This is a genomic window from Flavobacterium sp. Arc3 (genome assembly GCF_041431375.1).
Classification (GTDB): Bacteria; Bacteroidota; Bacteroidia; order Flavobacteriales; family Flavobacteriaceae; genus Flavobacterium.
Genome location: NZ_JASMRI010000006.1, coordinates 1 through 14,896, shown reverse-complemented (window position 1 = coordinate 14,896; position 14,896 = coordinate 1). Strand labels below are relative to the sequence as shown.

The window sequence follows — 14,896 nt, the reverse complement described above, 5'->3', positions numbered from 1 at the left end:
AAACAATAGTTTTGTTAACTAGTTGTATCATAGTCTTTAATGGTTTGTTTTCAAGGTATAATCTATAGGAAAAAGACACTTTAAAATCATTATAAATAAGAACGAAAAGGTTGTAGTTGAGGCCAATTTGCTCTATTTTTGTGTTATTCTTAAAACAAATTATTAAATCTTATGGCACAATCTGCATTATTGAAGTCGTCGATAGCAAAAAAAGTGGCTATGGCGCTTTCAGGAATTTTTTTAATGCTGTTCTTAGCACAGCATTTTTTTATTAATATGACTTCGGTTTTTAGTCCTGACACTTTTAATTCACTATCACATTTTATGGGTAACAACGCTTTAGTTCAGTTTGTCATCCAACCAATTTTAATCGTCGGGGTGGTTTTTCACTTTATTATGGGTTTTGTTTTAGAAATTAAAAATAGAAGCGCAAGACCAATTGCTTATGTAAAAAACAACGGTGGTGCAAATTCTTCTTGGGCATCTAGAAACATGATTTATTCAGGATTAGTTATCTTGGCTTTTTTAGGTCTACACTTTTATGACTTCTGGGTGCCAGAAATGGTCTACAAATATGTTGAAGTAAATCCTTTGGAAGCTACAAGATATTACCACGAATTAGCGGAGAAATTTGAAAGTCCAGTTCGTACTGCATTGTACTGCTTGTCATTTGTATTGTTGTCTTTACACTTGAAACACGGATTTAGTTCTTCTTTCCAATCGGTTGGTTTCAATAATAAATATTCTAAAGGATTAAAAAATTTCGGATTAGCATTTGCTTTCGTTGTTCCTTTCGGATTCATTTTTATTGCATTATTTCATTATTTCATTCAACATTAATATTCAATTATAATGGCATTAGATTCAAAAATTCCAAATGGTCCAATTTCGGATAAATGGACAGATTATAAAGATCATATTAATTTAGTGAACCCTGCTAACAAGCGTAATTTAGATATTATCGTTGTTGGGACAGGATTAGCTGGAGGTTCCGCTGCTGCAACATTAGCAGAATTAGGATATAACGTAAAAGCATTTTGTTTTCAAGATTCACCTCGTCGTGCGCACTCTATTGCAGCACAAGGAGGAATCAATGCGGCAAAAAACTATCAGGGAGACGGAGATTCTGTTTTTAGATTATTTTATGACACCGTAAAAGGTGGAGATTACCGCTCTCGCGAAGCAAACGTTCATCGTTTGGCTGAAGTCTCTACTAATATTATTGACCAGTGCGTAGCTCAAGGTGTGCCTTTTGCGCGTGAGTACGGCGGGTTACTTGACAACCGTTCTTTTGGAGGAACCTTAGTATCGCGTACTTTTTATGCTAAAGGACAAACAGGACAACAATTGCTGCTAGGTGCTTATTCAGCAATGAATCGCCAAATAGGACGTGGTAAAATAACAATGCACAACCGTCACGAAATGCTAGATTTAGTAATAGTAGATGGGAAAGCAAGAGGAATTATTGCCCGTAACTTAATCACAGGTGATATCGAAAGACATTCAGCGCATGCGGTTGTAATAGCTTCTGGAGGATATGGAAACGTTTTCTTTTTGTCTACCAATGCAATGGGATCTAATGCTACTGCAGCTTGGAAAATACATAAAAAAGGAGCCTTTTTTGCTAATCCTTGTTACACACAGATTCACCCAACTTGTATCCCAGTATCTGGAGATCATCAGGCCAAATTAACGTTGATGTCGGAGTCTCTTCGTAATGATGGACGTATTTGGGTTCCTGCAAAATTAGAAGATGCGAAAGCGATTCGTGAAGGAAAATTAAAACCAACGCAGATTGTTGAAGCAGATCGCGATTATTATTTGGAAAGAAGATATCCGGCATTTGGAAACCTTGTTCCTCGTGATGTAGCTTCTCGTGCGTCTAAAGAAAGATGTGATGCTGGTTTTGGAGTTAATAAAACAGGTGAAGCTGTATATTTAGATTTTGCTGCGGCGATTCAACGTTACGGAAAAGAACAAGCACACATAAAAGGTTTAGATGAAAAAGATGCGGAATTAATTATCAAATTAGGTACTGATGTAGTCGCTAATAAATATGGTAACTTATTTCAGATGTATGAGAAAATTGTAGATGAGAATCCATATGCTACTCCTATGATGATTTATCCTGCGGTACATTACACAATGGGAGGTACTTGGGTTGATTATAACTTACAAACGACTATTCCAGGATGTTTCTCTATTGGGGAATCAAACTTCTCGGATCATGGTGCAAATCGTTTAGGTGCCTCTGCTTTAATGCAAGGATTGGCTGATGGATATTTTGTATTGCCTTATACTATCGGAGATTATTTGTCACCAGATATTAAAATGGGATCAATCTCTACTGATTTACCAGAATTTGCTGCTGCAGAAAAAGGAGTAAAGGATCAGATCGAAAAATTCATGAACAATAACGGAACACATTCTGTTGATCACTTTCATAGAAGATTGGGTAAAATTATGTGGGACAAAGTTGGAATGGCCAGAAATGCTAAAGGTCTTAATGAGGCTATCACAGAAATTGCTGCTTTGCGCGAAGAGTTTTATAAAGATGTTAGGGTTCCAGGAACAGATAAAGGATTCAACCAAGAATTAGAAAAAGCAACTCGTGTTGCGGATTTCTTAGAATTGGGAGAATTGTTCGCTAAAGATGCATTGCATCGTAATGAATCTTGTGGAGGTCACTTCCGTGAGGAATATCAATCTGCTGATGGTGAAGCACAACGTGATGACGAGAATTTTGCTTACGTAGCTGCATGGGAATACAAAGGCAAGCCAAGTGATGCTGTATTGCATAAAGAGGAATTAATTTTCGATAATGTTAAATTGGTAACTCGTAGTTATAAATAGTAATTTGTCGAAAGTTTAAAGTTAAGAGTCACAATAAAATTGGACTTTTGACTTGCGACTTTAAGACTTTCAAACTTAAAAAGATGAAACTTACATTAAAAATATGGCGTCAGAAAAACGCCCAAGATAAAGGAGCAATGGTCGATTATCAAATCGACGGAATTGAGCCAGATATGTCATTCCTTGAAATGCTAGACGTGTTTAATCAAGACTTGATGAATAAAGGTGGAGAGCCAGTAGCATTTGACCACGATTGTCGCGAAGGAATTTGCGGAATGTGTTCTTTATATATTAATGGTGAAGCACACGGTCCAGATAGAAAAGTAACTACTTGCCAATTGCACATGCGTATGTTCAAGGATGGGGATACTATTACAATCGAGCCTTTTCGTGCAGCTGCTTTTCCAGTAGTAAAAGATTTAGTAGTTGATAGAAGTGCTTTTGATAGAATCCAACATGCAGGAGGATTTATTTCAGTAAATACTTCAGGAAACACTATCGATGCCAATACAATTCCAATTAACAAGCAAGATGCTGATGATGCTTTTGATGCAGCTACTTGTATTGGTTGTGGTGCTTGTGTGGCTTCTTGTAAAAACTCATCTGCTATGTTATTTGTAGCAGCCAAAGTTTCTCAATATGCCTTGTTACCACAAGGAAAAATTGAAGCGGTAGATCGTGTATTAAACATGGTGCATCAAATGGATGCTGAAGGTTTTGGTAACTGTACTAACACTGGTGCATGTGAAGTAGAATGTCCTAAAGGAATTTCTTTAGAGAACATCGCTCGTATGAACAGAGAGTATATGTCAGCAAGTATGAAAGGATAATACCTTAGTAGCTAAAAGGCAAAATTAAATAGTTTAAAAAACGCATTCATTTATTTGGATGCGTTTTTTGTTTTTGGGGTGCCCTACGGTCGGGCTATGCGTTGCAATCTTTTATTCCATTGCATTGCATAAAAGGATTTTCACTGCTATCCCTCACCCGAAGAAAGAGTTGTGATAGTATAGAATAGAGAGAAAATAGAAAATAGAAAATAGAAAAGAGAAAAGAAGAAAGAAAAAAGAGTAAGGAACAGAGATGACAACGGGAGAAACGAGCAGCCGGATAGGAATTTACAGGAGTTGCTTGTGGTAATTTATTATATTTGATATGGATAATGTTGTTAAAGGAGAAGCGAGCCTATGTTTATACTACCACATTTTGGTTTATACCTTAGGGAGTTGTTTCGCTTCTATACAAGTCATTCAATGACCAAATTAAAGCCTCATTAAAATGAAACAATCTTTTATTGTCGTATCGGATATATCGGAATCTGTATTTATGAATGGTATTATGGATTTTGCTAATCAATATTCAGGTAAGGATTTTGTAAACGACATAATATTGTACAAAGAAAAAGAAAGAAATAAGTTTTTAGTTCTCTTTTCAAATATTCCTAGTTTTGATCATTTCTGCTTTGCGGTTAACTTTATCCGTTACATAAAAACACCAAATAATAAATTGCCATTAGTTTTTGGTTATTATTTAAATGAATCGGATGGTTCTTTATTTCTGACAAAAGGTTTTGTGAAAATTTATGTATCGTCAAATGACGAAGAATATGACAACGTAAATGTTGTGAATAGTAATAATGAAACGTTTCTTTTTGATTTTGGAGGGAGTGAAAAAAAATTATCTATAATAGAAGAGTGTTTTGAGATTCCTGTAATAAACATTGCGGGTTATAATCATATTTTAAATATTATTCCTGATAAAGTTAAATCATGGTGGGAATTTTGGTAATAGTGTAAGACCAGATAGCGCGGATTTGAAATCCGTATCCACAGAGTAATTTTCTAATATTTTTAAATCTGCTCAATCCGCGTCATCCGCGTTCTTATTTCACGCATAATATTCACACTAAAACACCATCATCTGTATTCCATTTTTTAGTAATTTTATAAAATGAAAGTAGCTTTAATTCAGTCCGCCTTAGTTTGGGAAAACCCAGAAGCAAACAGAACGTATTTCGAAGAAAAAATCAATACGATTACAGAGGAAATAAATCTAATTGTACTTCCCGAAATGTTTACAACGGGTTTTACCATGCAGCCAGCTAAAGTTGCTGAGAAGATGAACGGCAAAACGGTGTTGTGGTTGCAAGCTTTGGCGAAAACCAAAAACACTGCAATAACAGGAAGCGTAGTAATTGAAGAAAACTTCAATTTTTATAACCGCATGTTATTTGTTTTTCCTTCAGGAGAAGTTCAGTGTTATGACAAAAGGCATTTGTTTACACTCGCAGGGGAAGATAAAGTCTACTCCAGAGGCACTCAAAAATTGATTGTAGAGTACTTAGGCTGGAAGATTTGTCCGTTTGTATGTTATGACTTGCGATTTCCGGTTTTCTCTCGTAATGTTGAGAATTATGACTTGTTGATTTATGTGGCGAGTTGGCCTAAAACAAGAATTAAAGCTTGGGATACTTTACTTGCAGCACGTGCCATTGAGAATATGAGTTATACTATTGGTGTCAATAGAATAGGTCGAGACTCTAACGGTTATGGATACATTGGTCATTCACAAGTGTTAGATTGCTTGGGAGATTGTGTGCTCCCTCCAGAAGAATCTGAAGGGGTTTTTATCACTACTCTTAATAAATCGTATTTGACAGAAGTTCGTGAAAAATTGAATTTTTTGAACGATAAAGATTCTTTTGAAATCAATAAAGGGTAAATTAATTAAGGTCTATTTTCGGGTTTTCCACCTTGAGATTTTCCTTTCTCTTTTTTCTTTGGTTCAGGAGAGTAGGGTAGGCTAACATCAAATGCTTGGTCCACATCCCAGTTCGCGCGAACGTCAATTTCTTTAGAAAAATAAATAACCTCTTCAGAATATCTTTTCTCTAAAAAGTTACCGGAATCATATATTTTGTTTTTGTTCTCATCATAAATAATACGAAGATTATAAACTGCTGGATTAAGTAAGTTGAAGTCAACAATAGTTTTAAAATCGGTGTATTCTGATGCTAATACATCACCTTTTGCATCTGTCAGTTCTACAATTACAGGGAAGTATTTTACATTTTGCAATTGAATGCGCAGGTTACCATAGTCGGCAGCTGCTTTTGTCTCTAATTTATAACTTAGAGTGTCATTGGATTTTTCATAAAAATCAGTTAATGCTCCTGGTAATAATTTAAAGTTGTACTTTTTATTGGGTTCTTTATCAAAGTCTAAATATAACTTTTGATTAAAAACATCGTACTCTCTTTTAAAAGGAAGCTCAGTACTGTCGTTTACTATTAATTTTATTTTTGAATCATCAAACTTTACTAAAGGAGTAGATGCGTCTAATGAAAAACGATCTCTAAAGTTCAATGTTCCGTTTATGGAAGTAGAGATGTTTAAAGTGTCCTTTTTTTGGTCTTTAATTTTTACGATAAAATCTTGTAAATATTTGTCTTTAGATACGCTAACCGCTAATGAATCTATTTTTAAAGGTTTGTACCAAATTTGGAGCGAATCTTTCTTTGGTATTTGTGTAATGATCGTTTCAAGAACTTGTGAGTTGCTTTTTACTACTATTTTAGGTTGCTTTTCTTTTAGGTTTTGCGCGCCATTATACCCTAGAAACAATCTGTTTCCAGAAGCTTGAGTTGGTTTGAACGACTTGAAATCTAATGTCTCTTTAAATAATTCTATTTCGTAAACAGTGTCATTCGGAATTGTAATAAATTCTTTTCTGAAACCTATTTTGTCTTCTTTAGGATTAAATTTATTATTGCTATTTTGGTCTTTCATAGCGACTAATAAGTACTTTCCGGCTTTTAAATTCTCTAGTCTAAATGTTTTTAAACTGTCTAAAGTATTCGTGATGTATCGTGGCGAATCATTAAAAACGATAGAGTCGTTATAGCTTTTATTTACCTCATAAAGCATTACAGAAACAAAAGATTCTGCTTCGATGTCGTGGGCGTCTTTTATTCTTCCACCTATGGCCAGCGAGTCGATATAATCCCCTGTTGAAAAAATATACTTAAATTGATTGTATGCATTACCCTCGTTATTGTCAGCAATACTTTGACCGAAATTGAAGCTGTAAGTTGTGTTAGCTTGTAATGTGTCTTTGATTTTAATGGTCAAATATCTACTCGCAGAAGTGGGTAAAATTAATGGCTCCTGTTTCATAGGAGGCGAAATAATTAACTGCTTATTCAAGTTTTTTAATTTGATGTATTCGTCAAAAACTAATTTGATTTCATCACCTTTAAAATTAGTACTATAATTTTTAGGAAAACTTGCCTTTAAGGTTGGCGCAATAGTGTCTTTTAGACCACCGGTAATCGTTCCTCTTTTTGCGCAACTTACTATAAGGACAAGCAATAGTATGGAAATATATCTTAAATTATTTTTCAACATATCAAATTAGTATTAGAGGTTACAAAATAACAATTATAATTACTGGAATAGAAGTTTTTTATAAAATTATTATGGGTGTTCAATGAGGTGTACTTTTGTTGCTCTTTCGAGGCTTTTTAGTTTTTAATGTTTAATTTTACGTACGGCACAAGAGTGTAGTTATAAATAATTTGTAGTTAAGCTTTCGGTTTTACAGTTAATACTGTTGCGTAATTCATTTATTGCAATAGAAAATGGTTAAAATGAATTAAACAATACCATTACAAGGGGGTATTTAGACTAGAATTATAACTGAGTTTAACAAAATATAGAATAGTAAGAAAATGGAAAAAATAGAACATATCGGAATCGCCGTTAAAGACTTAGCCGTTTCGAATTTAATTTTCGAAAAATTGTTTGGTGCGCCGGCTTATAAATCTGAAGAAGTAGAAAGTGAAGGGGTAGCAACTTCGTTTTTTAAAAGCGGACCTAATAAAATCGAACTTTTAGCAGCCACAAGTCCTGATAGTCCTATCGCTAAGTTTATAGATAAAAAGGGGGAGGGGATTCACCATATCGCATTTGCTGTAGAAGATATTGTATCAGAAATTGCGCGTTTGAAGAAAGAAGGCTTCGTTGTTTTGAATGAAGTTCCTAAAAAAGGTGCGGATAACAAATTAGTTGCTTTTCTACATCCTAAAAGTACAAATGGAGTTTTGATAGAATTATGTCAAGAAATAAATTAATTTTGTTTGTCAATAAAAATTTATAAATCTAATAATCAGTTGTTTTCGATTTCAAGTATTTTAATATTGCTGTTTAGTGAAAATCTAAGGTAAAAATATTTGGAGTAAACGAAAAATAGTAGTAATATTGCAAACTCTTAACCGGTCCTATAGCTCAGCTGGTTAGAGCACCTGACTCATAATCAGGTGGTCCCTGGTTCGAGCCCAGGTGGGACCACATTTTAAGTTTAAAAAGCCTTATAAACATTGCGTTTATAAGGCTTTTTTATTTTCAGGGGACGAATGAGGGGACGAATAAAGTTTTTTTTATGCGAATAAAGTTTACAAAATATTCTTTCATCTGTATTTTGCCAAACAAATATTGTTAGTTAGTGCTTTTTAGGCGAGACTAATGGGAAAAAATTCTAGCTTATTGTGTTTACTAATGATTATAAATCAGGGAGATTATAATATGTTTGACGAAACATATTTTTGATTTTTTTTTCGCTTAGAATTACATTAGTGAGATTGTTTACTAATAGATATGAGCTAATTTCGTCATATTCATAATGGGTAAATGTTTTGATACCGAATTTTAACGAAACAATTTTTTTATATACTCTAAATCTTTGATTGTTAGAATAGTTTTCTGCTTTTCTAGATTTTAAATCTACGGTTCTCGCTCCGCAAAATCCAAAAGAAGCAGCTGGATAGTCGTTAATTAGCAAAGGGATTACTTTTGCACATGTAATCATAATATTGCCTATATCGCCTTTATTAACTATTTTATTGTATTTGTATTTGCTTCTTTTATCTTTAACGCAATAGAATTTTATAGCAAAAATATCTTCTTCGTGATATTCAGCGTTAATTATATAATTATATTTAGTTACAGGAGAATGAAATTTATATACAATAGAAAATAAATGAGCACTGGGGTCATTACATTTTGTTTTTTGTATAAAATTTAAGTTATAACCAGGATAGTCAAAAGTCAAGGTAAAATTACAAATTTTGAATTTGAGTTGTTATTTCGGTTGGTTAGTTCTTTTTCGCTAACAAATTTACCCATCGTCAAAGAAGATGACAGCTTTACAGGTTTTACCTCATTCAAAGGCTTCCATTGTAGTCTTACTCCTTTTGGAGTTTGAGTCGATATTGTAAGTTTTGTAACTTTCATAATGTTGCAAATATATAAAACGAAATTTAAAAACAGTGTTAATTTTTTTAGATATTTTAATTTGAGTTAATTTTGAGTTTAACAAAAGCACGCATCATCGGGTTTGTAAATCTATATCTAGTATTGATGCCACTACCTATTTTTGTTAAAACATTACCTCTATCTGCACTACAAAATTGTTTTAAATTGTAAGAAATTGTTCCTCCCGAAACATTTGAGCTTGATATTATGTTGTAATTTTTGATTATATCCATTTTATTAATGCAGTTGTAGGTGTCAATAGGTGATTGTGTGCAGGCAAAAATTATATCTTGCCATTTTTTAGTTCCAACAATTGCCTTTCTATATGATGCCTTTAATTGCTCATTCGTGTTGTCTATTCCTTTTTTGATTGCGATGTTCAGGTAACCTTGTGAAAATTCATATTTGTTATTTTCAATTATTTCCTGTGCTCCGTATTTACATAGTAAATGCACATAATGGGGGAATCCTGATGCAAATTCTATGATTTTTTCTTTGACTTTTGGTGATATTTTTATGTCTAGAAGTGCTAATCCATTGTCAATGATTTCTTCGCATTCTTTTTTAGACATTCTTGGCATTTTTACTTGCTTCAAACATCTTTCTAGGCTTTGATGGTTACCGATTAAAGTTTCAATGTCATCGGCTATCCCTACCAATACGATTGTTGAGTTGGTTACGTTGTCGGAAAATGATTTTATTAAATCAGCAAAATCTTCTCTTGTTCGGTCATTGATAATATTATCAAATTCATCGAATATAAATAGAAATGTGTACTTTTTGTAATTATTTAGAAGACTTATTATGTCTGATTGGAAATTTTCAGATTTAGGATTTATATAGGTGCCTAAGTTGACAAATTGTTCAATGTCTGTTGGTTTAAATCCGATACCTTTTATAGTTTTTGAATGTTGCACTTTCCCTAGTGCTTGTGTCCAAATATTGTTAAATGTATCTTTTCTATTACAAGTCACTATTACTGGAAATAAATTTGTAAATGATTCCGTCATTTTATTTGCTAAAGAAGTTTTTCCAACACCTCTCTCTCCAAATAAAATGGCATGTTGACCTTGTTCGTTAATAGCATCACATACATTAGATAGCTGTTCTATTCTTCCAAAAAAGAAATCTGTTTTTTTTATTGGAGAGGATGGAGAAAAAGCTTTGGATAATTTTATTAGTCTCTCTTCTTTCGTTTTTGATAATATTTCCATTTAGATAAGGTTTATTTTGGTCATTCTAGTTTTCTGCATTAGCTAAGTGCCTAATCGATTAGATAGTTTTTAGAACTGTTTTGTAAAAATAGGAAAATTATTGAAGAAGTGTCTTTGTAAGGAATTATTTAAAAGAATATTTTAAAATAAGTTTTTCTTAACAAACCTTATTTTTCATAGAGCGTTAATGTTTGACGATTTAATTTTGTAAAACTTATTAGGGGCTAAACTATTAGTTATGTGTGATTTTATTTTTAAATAATTCAAGTTTGATTTTCATCTTTTCAGTATCATCAGTTTTTTTTGAATTTGTAATTTCAGAGAGCTGTGAAGTAGTCAACATTAATTGACGCATAGTTTTGGGGCTTATCTCAAAATATATAAATTGAATGGGAAGTGAAGTATTTGATTCATCGATAAAAGCGGGCTTAATTCTTTTTTTCTCGTAATCGAGTATTCCTATTTTATCAAAAATTTCATAGTTTAGTCTTGAAAAACAATCAGCAATTTCTTCTTTTGATAAGTTAAATCCAAAGTTTTGAATAAATACTTTGTCTAATGTTCTAGTGATGTAATCTAGTTCGTTTCCACTATATTTCCTTTTGTTTCCCGTTGGAGGTAAAAATTCTATAATAAAATTTTCTAATAGTTTTTTTTTATTCTTTTCCATTGTAATATGTATTATTTTATTGCTTTATTTTTTTCGTCGAGTCTTTTGTAGAGTGGTAATGTTTGTCTGTTTAAGTTTATCATTTTTACGTTTATGATAAGTCGATTGCTATGGTCTTTCACTTCAAATTCTTTGAGTACAGCATCTAGTTTTTTAAATTCATCTACAAAACTAGAATCGGTATAAAAATCTGTGTAGAGCTCTGATACTTGTCTGGAGCAGTTCCAAACCTGACAATCAAATTTATCACTGTTTTTAGTAACATATTTTGTCACATAGGAAGCTATCGACCTAATGTTATTGGAGTTTAGTTGTCTTACATCAAAAGCAGAGGAGGGTTTGTAGTTCTCGTCTCTCGGTACTATTCCGTTTTTCTTTTGTAGGTCAAGCCAATAATTCCACCACTTTTCTATTTTCCAATATTTATTGGTTATCATATGGAAATGAATGTTCCCCTTGAAAAAATCATTTTTGGTTTGCCTTTCGGCTACCCAAATGTATTGGAAGTTTTCACTTCTCTTTTTTACGTTATCTACAAACTTGCGTAAAATATTTACGGCTTGTTCGTCAGTTACTTTGTTTAAAAAAGTTAGTGTGACAAAACTTAAACGTTTGTAGCATCTCGCAAAACAGATTAATTTTTTTCTGATTTTTTGTTTTGACTTGCGAGATAAAGACCGCATTTTTTTAATGTTGTCTATTGGCTTTGGTTTCTTTTCTGTTTTTGGTTTAGGTTCTTGCTTCTTTCTTTGAAGCGAAGAACCTGTAAACTCATCTTTGGGTATTATCCCGAACTCTCGAACCGAAAAAGCTACGCTGGTGCCGTATGTGTTTTTGACTATCATAATCTGAATCGTTGCACATTAATTAAAACCATTAAAAGGTTATTTATTAAAGGTTTTTATTGAAGGTGCTTATTTTTAAAGGTTAAAAAAAAAGGTCTAAAGAAATGGAGGGATAAAGTTCCCTTTGTGAAATTGTTTAAGAAATTTACTTGTTCTACGTTCGTAAACATTCATATATTTCCACGTTGGGTGTGAATTATTTAGGAACATAGAGAAGCCGTTTAATTTATGAACATAGTTCCATTTTTTAGGCTTTGTTTCATTTTCTAAAAACACAATAACTGAGTAATCATTTTTATTAGTTTCCATTATTGTGTCCTTTTTGTTTAGGTGAAACAATAACGTTCAAAGCGTTTTCTATATCTTCTTGTTTGTATAGAACTCGATTTCCAATTCGATAAGCTCGAATGATTCCTTCTTTGGTAAACAGATGAAGTGTAGGTAATGAAATGTTGAGAATCCTAGCGGTTTCTTTTCTAGATTTTAAATCCTTGTCTTGAGATACGGGAGGATTTATAAATTGTTTAATTGCTTTTTCAAAAGCTTTGTTAAATGCGTTTTCGAAGTCTGATAACTCGAAAGTGTTGAATGTTAAATTTGCCATTATTTTACTGTATTTAAGTTTATAATGGCAAAGATGAATCTAAGCAGTGCCTGAGGTATGCACTGAGGTAACCTATAATTTACTAATTATTTCTCAAGGTCTTTTTTAATTTTCTTTTGAATTTCTTTAAAGTCTTGATTTTCAAATAAATCTAGCATTTTGTTGATGTTAGCTTCTGTTTTAACTTTTCCTTTGTTTCCATCAAAATAGGTGAGGTAATCTTTTGTATTTGATTCGTCCAATCCAAGAATTTTAGATAAGATAGTTGCGGATTGTTTGTTGTTACTAAATTTTCTCATATCTAATCCTAAATAATATAAGGCTAGCATTTTTTCTTTGTGACTAAGCGAATTCTTTTTTTCTGCTTTTTGTGGAGTTGATAACTGTATTTTTAACCATTCATAATATTTGAAAATTTCGATTGCTTGGTCTGAAGTATTTTGTTTATGTCTATACATTTCATCACTATCATTGTAAAGACGTTCAATGGTAATTTGTTTGTAATTGTTTAAATAACCATAAAATGATTCGTTAAATATTTTTCTGTCAATGTAGGCGTTGCCAAAATCGTAAATTTTCAGAGATTTATTTATAGTCAAAAGTTTTGCTTCTTTACTAAATGGTGATATTTGTATAGGTATATTATTAACATAATTGTCAATCTCTCTAATCTCGTTTTCTATTAAAAAATTTCGATTTTCACTATATTCCGTTGCTATATCGAACTTGTTTTGAAGTTCTAAATTTGTAATTATACTCATTAGTTAAAGAATGGATGTGTTAGTAATTTATCAGCGTTTTCTTCTTGACTAATTCTTATGTAAGCCATAAATGAGCGCTCAGTCTTATGCCCTGTTATTTTCATAATGGAAATTGCTGGAATATCTGCAATATATAAATTTGTTGCAAAACTTCTTCGGGCAGTATGGGTTGAAATTAATTTAAATTTTTGTGATACTGATTTTTCAACTTTTCCACCTCGAGTTATGGTAGTTTCTACTAGTTCTTTTATGTTGGCTAAACTTGCGACTTCTTTCAAATAAAGGTTTGTTACTTGATTCGTGTATGCTTTAGGAAGTTTGTTACTGTACTTTTTTAATATTGTTCTTACTGTTTTATGCAATGGGATCGCAACACGTTCACTTGTTTTTTGAGTTCTGATAAAAAGCATTGTATTGTCGTTGTTTATATTTTCGGGTTGTATTTGTGTAAAATCGGAAAATCTTAAACCAGTATAACACCCAATCAAAAACAAATCTCTTACTTTATCTAATCGAGGGGTTGCATCTAATTGTAATTTTTCAAATTGCTCTAACTCTTTAATGCTTAAATAAACTGTATCGGATTCTTCTCGAATGGTTTTAAATTTCTTTTTTCGAAACTCTAAATTCTCATTTATACCTCTTTCGGTTGCTTCGTTCATAAATGATTTAATAGTCTTAATATGTTTTCCAACGGTATTGGCTGAAAGTTTATGATCTTGCGACAGAAAGGCAGTATAATGATTGTAAAATTCTAAAGTGATATTCTCAAAATCAATTGTTTTGTATTTAGAAGAGTATTCTTTTAGGTACTTATATGTTGTATTGTAAACCTTAATTGTGCCTTCTCGTTTGTTTAATTTACTTTCAGTAATATAATTATCCACAAAAGACATAAATGATTTTTTTCTAGGTTTTAAAATATAGTCACTTAATTCGTTTTCAAGTTCTTGTTTTAAAATAGCGTTATTTGGTTGAATACCATCATTGAGCAATCTTCTGAATACATTTTTAATTCCGTTTTCAATTTTATCAAGTCTAGTATTGAATTCGGGATATTCTTTAAATTGTTTCGTTTCTTTGACTCGTTGAGTTAGTGGATTCCAAAATTTAGGATTTATTTGTTCACTAGTTGAATATTTAAACCTGCTGTATTGGTAATTATATAGCAGATAAATCAAAGTATCACTTTTCGAATTTGGTTCTTTTAGTATAAATTTTGCTTTTGACATTCCTTAAATTTAGATAATGTAAATCTAAGCATATTTTCAATAGGGGACGAATGGGGGGACGAATTTTTTTGTTTTCGTCTTATTTTGCTTAATTTATCTTTGCTGTAAAAAGCTTTAAAACACCCGTTAAATCTATTAAATAGGGTGTTTTTTGATAAAATACGATAAAATTATATGGGGTACAGGTGGGACCACTTTTAATAACCGTAAAACCAGTTATAAACAGGTATTTACGGTTTTTTTATTTTATGATTTGTACGATTTTTGTATTGCTGGAATTTAGTTTGTATAATTCCCTCTTCTCAACATCTTTATTTTAAAGATAAATAGGATCAAGCGCAAAAGTTGGGGATTATCCAAAAAGGTTAGATAATCTGAACAAGAAAAAGTCGATTTTCCGAACCCC

Annotated in this window: 16 protein-coding genes and 1 tRNA gene; 7 read left to right on the top strand and 10 right to left on the bottom strand. The window is 32.0% G+C overall.

Annotated elements, in window-relative coordinates; translation table 11 throughout:
* The first annotated feature begins 171 nt into the window (after positions 1 to 171).
* The 5 genes from QO200_RS05560 to QO200_RS05540 all read left to right on the top strand — a co-directional run bounded on the left by QO200_RS05560 (position 172) and on the right by QO200_RS05540 (position 5,574).
* Positions 172 to 840, top strand: a complete 669-nt coding sequence (locus QO200_RS05560; RefSeq protein ID WP_371537438.1) for a succinate dehydrogenase cytochrome b subunit — start codon at positions 172 to 174, stop codon at positions 838 to 840.
* A gap of 12 nt (positions 841 to 852) precedes the next feature.
* On the top strand, positions 853 to 2,853 hold the full coding sequence (locus QO200_RS05555; RefSeq protein ID WP_371537435.1) for a fumarate reductase/succinate dehydrogenase flavoprotein subunit: 2,001 nt from the start codon (positions 853 to 855) through the stop codon (positions 2,851 to 2,853).
* An 83-nt stretch (positions 2,854 to 2,936) separates the two neighbouring features.
* A complete protein-coding gene (locus QO200_RS05550; protein ID WP_371537432.1) occupies positions 2,937 to 3,683 on the top strand; it encodes a succinate dehydrogenase/fumarate reductase iron-sulfur subunit in 747 nt (248 codons plus the stop codon).
* A gap of 448 nt (positions 3,684 to 4,131) precedes the next feature.
* The gene (locus QO200_RS05545) at positions 4,132 to 4,641 is read left to right on the top strand and encodes a hypothetical protein (protein WP_371537429.1); all 510 of its coding nucleotides are present in this window, start codon (positions 4,132 to 4,134) and stop codon (positions 4,639 to 4,641) included.
* Positions 4,642 to 4,803: 162 nt separating this feature from the next.
* A complete protein-coding gene (locus QO200_RS05540; protein ID WP_371537426.1) occupies positions 4,804 to 5,574 on the top strand; it encodes an amidohydrolase in 771 nt (256 codons plus the stop codon).
* Positions 5,575 to 5,579: 5 nt separating this feature from the next.
* Here the strand turns inward: QO200_RS05540 and QO200_RS05535 are convergent, their stop codons facing one another.
* Complete coding sequence (locus tag QO200_RS05535; RefSeq protein WP_371537423.1) at positions 5,580 to 7,259, bottom strand: Ig-like domain-containing protein; 1,680 nt, start codon at positions 7,257 to 7,259, stop codon at positions 5,580 to 5,582.
* Between the two features lie 323 nt (positions 7,260 to 7,582).
* On the opposite strand from QO200_RS05535, the gene mce reads away from it, so the two are divergent.
* Together mce and QO200_RS05525 are read left to right on the top strand one after the other, a co-directional pair.
* The gene (mce, locus tag QO200_RS05530; protein ID WP_371537421.1) at positions 7,583 to 7,984 is read left to right on the top strand and encodes a methylmalonyl-CoA epimerase; all 402 of its coding nucleotides are present in this window, start codon (positions 7,583 to 7,585) and stop codon (positions 7,982 to 7,984) included.
* A gap of 143 nt (positions 7,985 to 8,127) precedes the next feature.
* Positions 8,128 to 8,201 (top strand) — tRNA-Ile (locus QO200_RS05525).
* A gap of 211 nt (positions 8,202 to 8,412) precedes the next feature.
* Here the strand turns inward: QO200_RS05525 and QO200_RS05520 are convergent.
* The 9 genes from QO200_RS05520 to QO200_RS05480 all read right to left on the bottom strand — a co-directional run bounded on the left by QO200_RS05520 (position 8,413) and on the right by QO200_RS05480 (position 14,490).
* Entirely contained in the window at positions 8,413 to 8,961 is a 549-nt protein-coding gene (locus tag QO200_RS05520) for a hypothetical protein (protein WP_371537418.1), read from the bottom strand.
* Positions 8,958 to 9,143: a hypothetical protein gene (locus tag QO200_RS05515; RefSeq protein WP_371537415.1), complete on the bottom strand. Its 186-nt coding sequence runs from the start codon at positions 9,141 to 9,143 to the stop codon at positions 8,958 to 8,960. The genes QO200_RS05520 and QO200_RS05515 overlap by 4 nt, the downstream gene beginning before the upstream one ends.
* A 56-nt stretch (positions 9,144 to 9,199) precedes the next feature.
* Positions 9,200 to 10,378 carry an AAA family ATPase gene (locus tag QO200_RS05510; RefSeq protein WP_371537412.1) on the bottom strand — a complete coding sequence of 393 codons (1,179 nt, stop codon included), beginning with the start codon at positions 10,376 to 10,378 and terminating at the stop codon, positions 9,200 to 9,202.
* 232 nt (positions 10,379 to 10,610) lie between these two features.
* Positions 10,611 to 11,048, bottom strand: a complete 438-nt coding sequence (locus QO200_RS05505) for a hypothetical protein (protein WP_371537410.1) — start codon at positions 11,046 to 11,048, stop codon at positions 10,611 to 10,613.
* Between the two features lie 11 nt (positions 11,049 to 11,059).
* Positions 11,060 to 11,893 (bottom strand): hypothetical protein, encoded by an 834-nt coding sequence (locus QO200_RS05500; RefSeq protein WP_371537407.1) that lies wholly within the window; start codon positions 11,891 to 11,893, stop codon positions 11,060 to 11,062.
* Between the two features lie 96 nt (positions 11,894 to 11,989).
* Complete coding sequence (locus QO200_RS05495) at positions 11,990 to 12,202, bottom strand: hypothetical protein (RefSeq protein WP_371537404.1); 213 nt, start codon at positions 12,200 to 12,202, stop codon at positions 11,990 to 11,992.
* Positions 12,192 to 12,497, bottom strand: a complete 306-nt coding sequence (locus QO200_RS05490) for a helix-turn-helix domain-containing protein (RefSeq protein WP_371537401.1) — start codon at positions 12,495 to 12,497, stop codon at positions 12,192 to 12,194. Before QO200_RS05490 ends, QO200_RS05495 begins: the two co-directional genes overlap by 11 nt.
* A gap of 86 nt (positions 12,498 to 12,583) precedes the next feature.
* Complete coding sequence (locus QO200_RS05485) at positions 12,584 to 13,258, bottom strand: hypothetical protein (protein WP_371537399.1); 675 nt, start codon at positions 13,256 to 13,258, stop codon at positions 12,584 to 12,586.
* On the bottom strand, positions 13,258 to 14,490 hold the full coding sequence (locus QO200_RS05480; RefSeq protein ID WP_371537396.1) for a site-specific integrase: 1,233 nt from the start codon (positions 14,488 to 14,490) through the stop codon (positions 13,258 to 13,260). The genes QO200_RS05485 and QO200_RS05480 overlap by 1 nt, the downstream gene beginning before the upstream one ends.
* Positions 14,491 to 14,896 lie beyond the last annotated feature (406 nt).

Excerpts from the sequence above, each read along its gene's own strand:
- QO200_RS05555 (WP_371537435.1), top strand. The coding sequence starts at position 853 with ATGGCATTAGATTCAAAAATTCCAAATGGTCCAATTTCGGATAAATGG.
- QO200_RS05540 (WP_371537426.1), top strand. The coding sequence starts at position 4,804 with ATGAAAGTAGCTTTAATTCAGTCCGCCTTAGTTTGGGAAAACCCAGAA.
- QO200_RS05480 (WP_371537396.1), bottom strand. The coding sequence starts at position 14,490 with ATGTCAAAAGCAAAATTTATACTAAAAGAACCAAATTCGAAAAGTGAT.
- QO200_RS05535 (WP_371537423.1), bottom strand. The coding sequence starts at position 7,259 with ATGTTGAAAAATAATTTAAGATATATTTCCATACTATTGCTTGTCCTT.
- QO200_RS05485 (WP_371537399.1), bottom strand. The coding sequence starts at position 13,258 with ATGAGTATAATTACAAATTTAGAACTTCAAAACAAGTTCGATATAGCA.
- QO200_RS05500 (WP_371537407.1), bottom strand. The coding sequence starts at position 11,893 with ATGATAGTCAAAAACACATACGGCACCAGCGTAGCTTTTTCGGTTCGA.
- QO200_RS05505 (WP_371537410.1), bottom strand. The coding sequence starts at position 11,048 with ATGGAAAAGAATAAAAAAAAACTATTAGAAAATTTTATTATAGAATTT.
- QO200_RS05560 (WP_371537438.1), top strand. The coding sequence starts at position 172 with ATGGCACAATCTGCATTATTGAAGTCGTCGATAGCAAAAAAAGTGGCT.
- QO200_RS05510 (WP_371537412.1), bottom strand. The coding sequence starts at position 10,378 with ATGGAAATATTATCAAAAACGAAAGAAGAGAGACTAATAAAATTATCC.
- QO200_RS05515 (WP_371537415.1), bottom strand. The coding sequence starts at position 9,143 with ATGAAAGTTACAAAACTTACAATATCGACTCAAACTCCAAAAGGAGTA.
- mce (WP_371537421.1), top strand. The coding sequence starts at position 7,583 with ATGGAAAAAATAGAACATATCGGAATCGCCGTTAAAGACTTAGCCGTT.
- QO200_RS05545 (WP_371537429.1), top strand. The coding sequence starts at position 4,132 with ATGAAACAATCTTTTATTGTCGTATCGGATATATCGGAATCTGTATTT.
- QO200_RS05490 (WP_371537401.1), bottom strand. The coding sequence starts at position 12,497 with ATGGCAAATTTAACATTCAACACTTTCGAGTTATCAGACTTCGAAAAC.
- QO200_RS05495 (WP_371537404.1), bottom strand. The coding sequence starts at position 12,202 with ATGGAAACTAATAAAAATGATTACTCAGTTATTGTGTTTTTAGAAAAT.
- QO200_RS05550 (WP_371537432.1), top strand. The coding sequence starts at position 2,937 with ATGAAACTTACATTAAAAATATGGCGTCAGAAAAACGCCCAAGATAAA.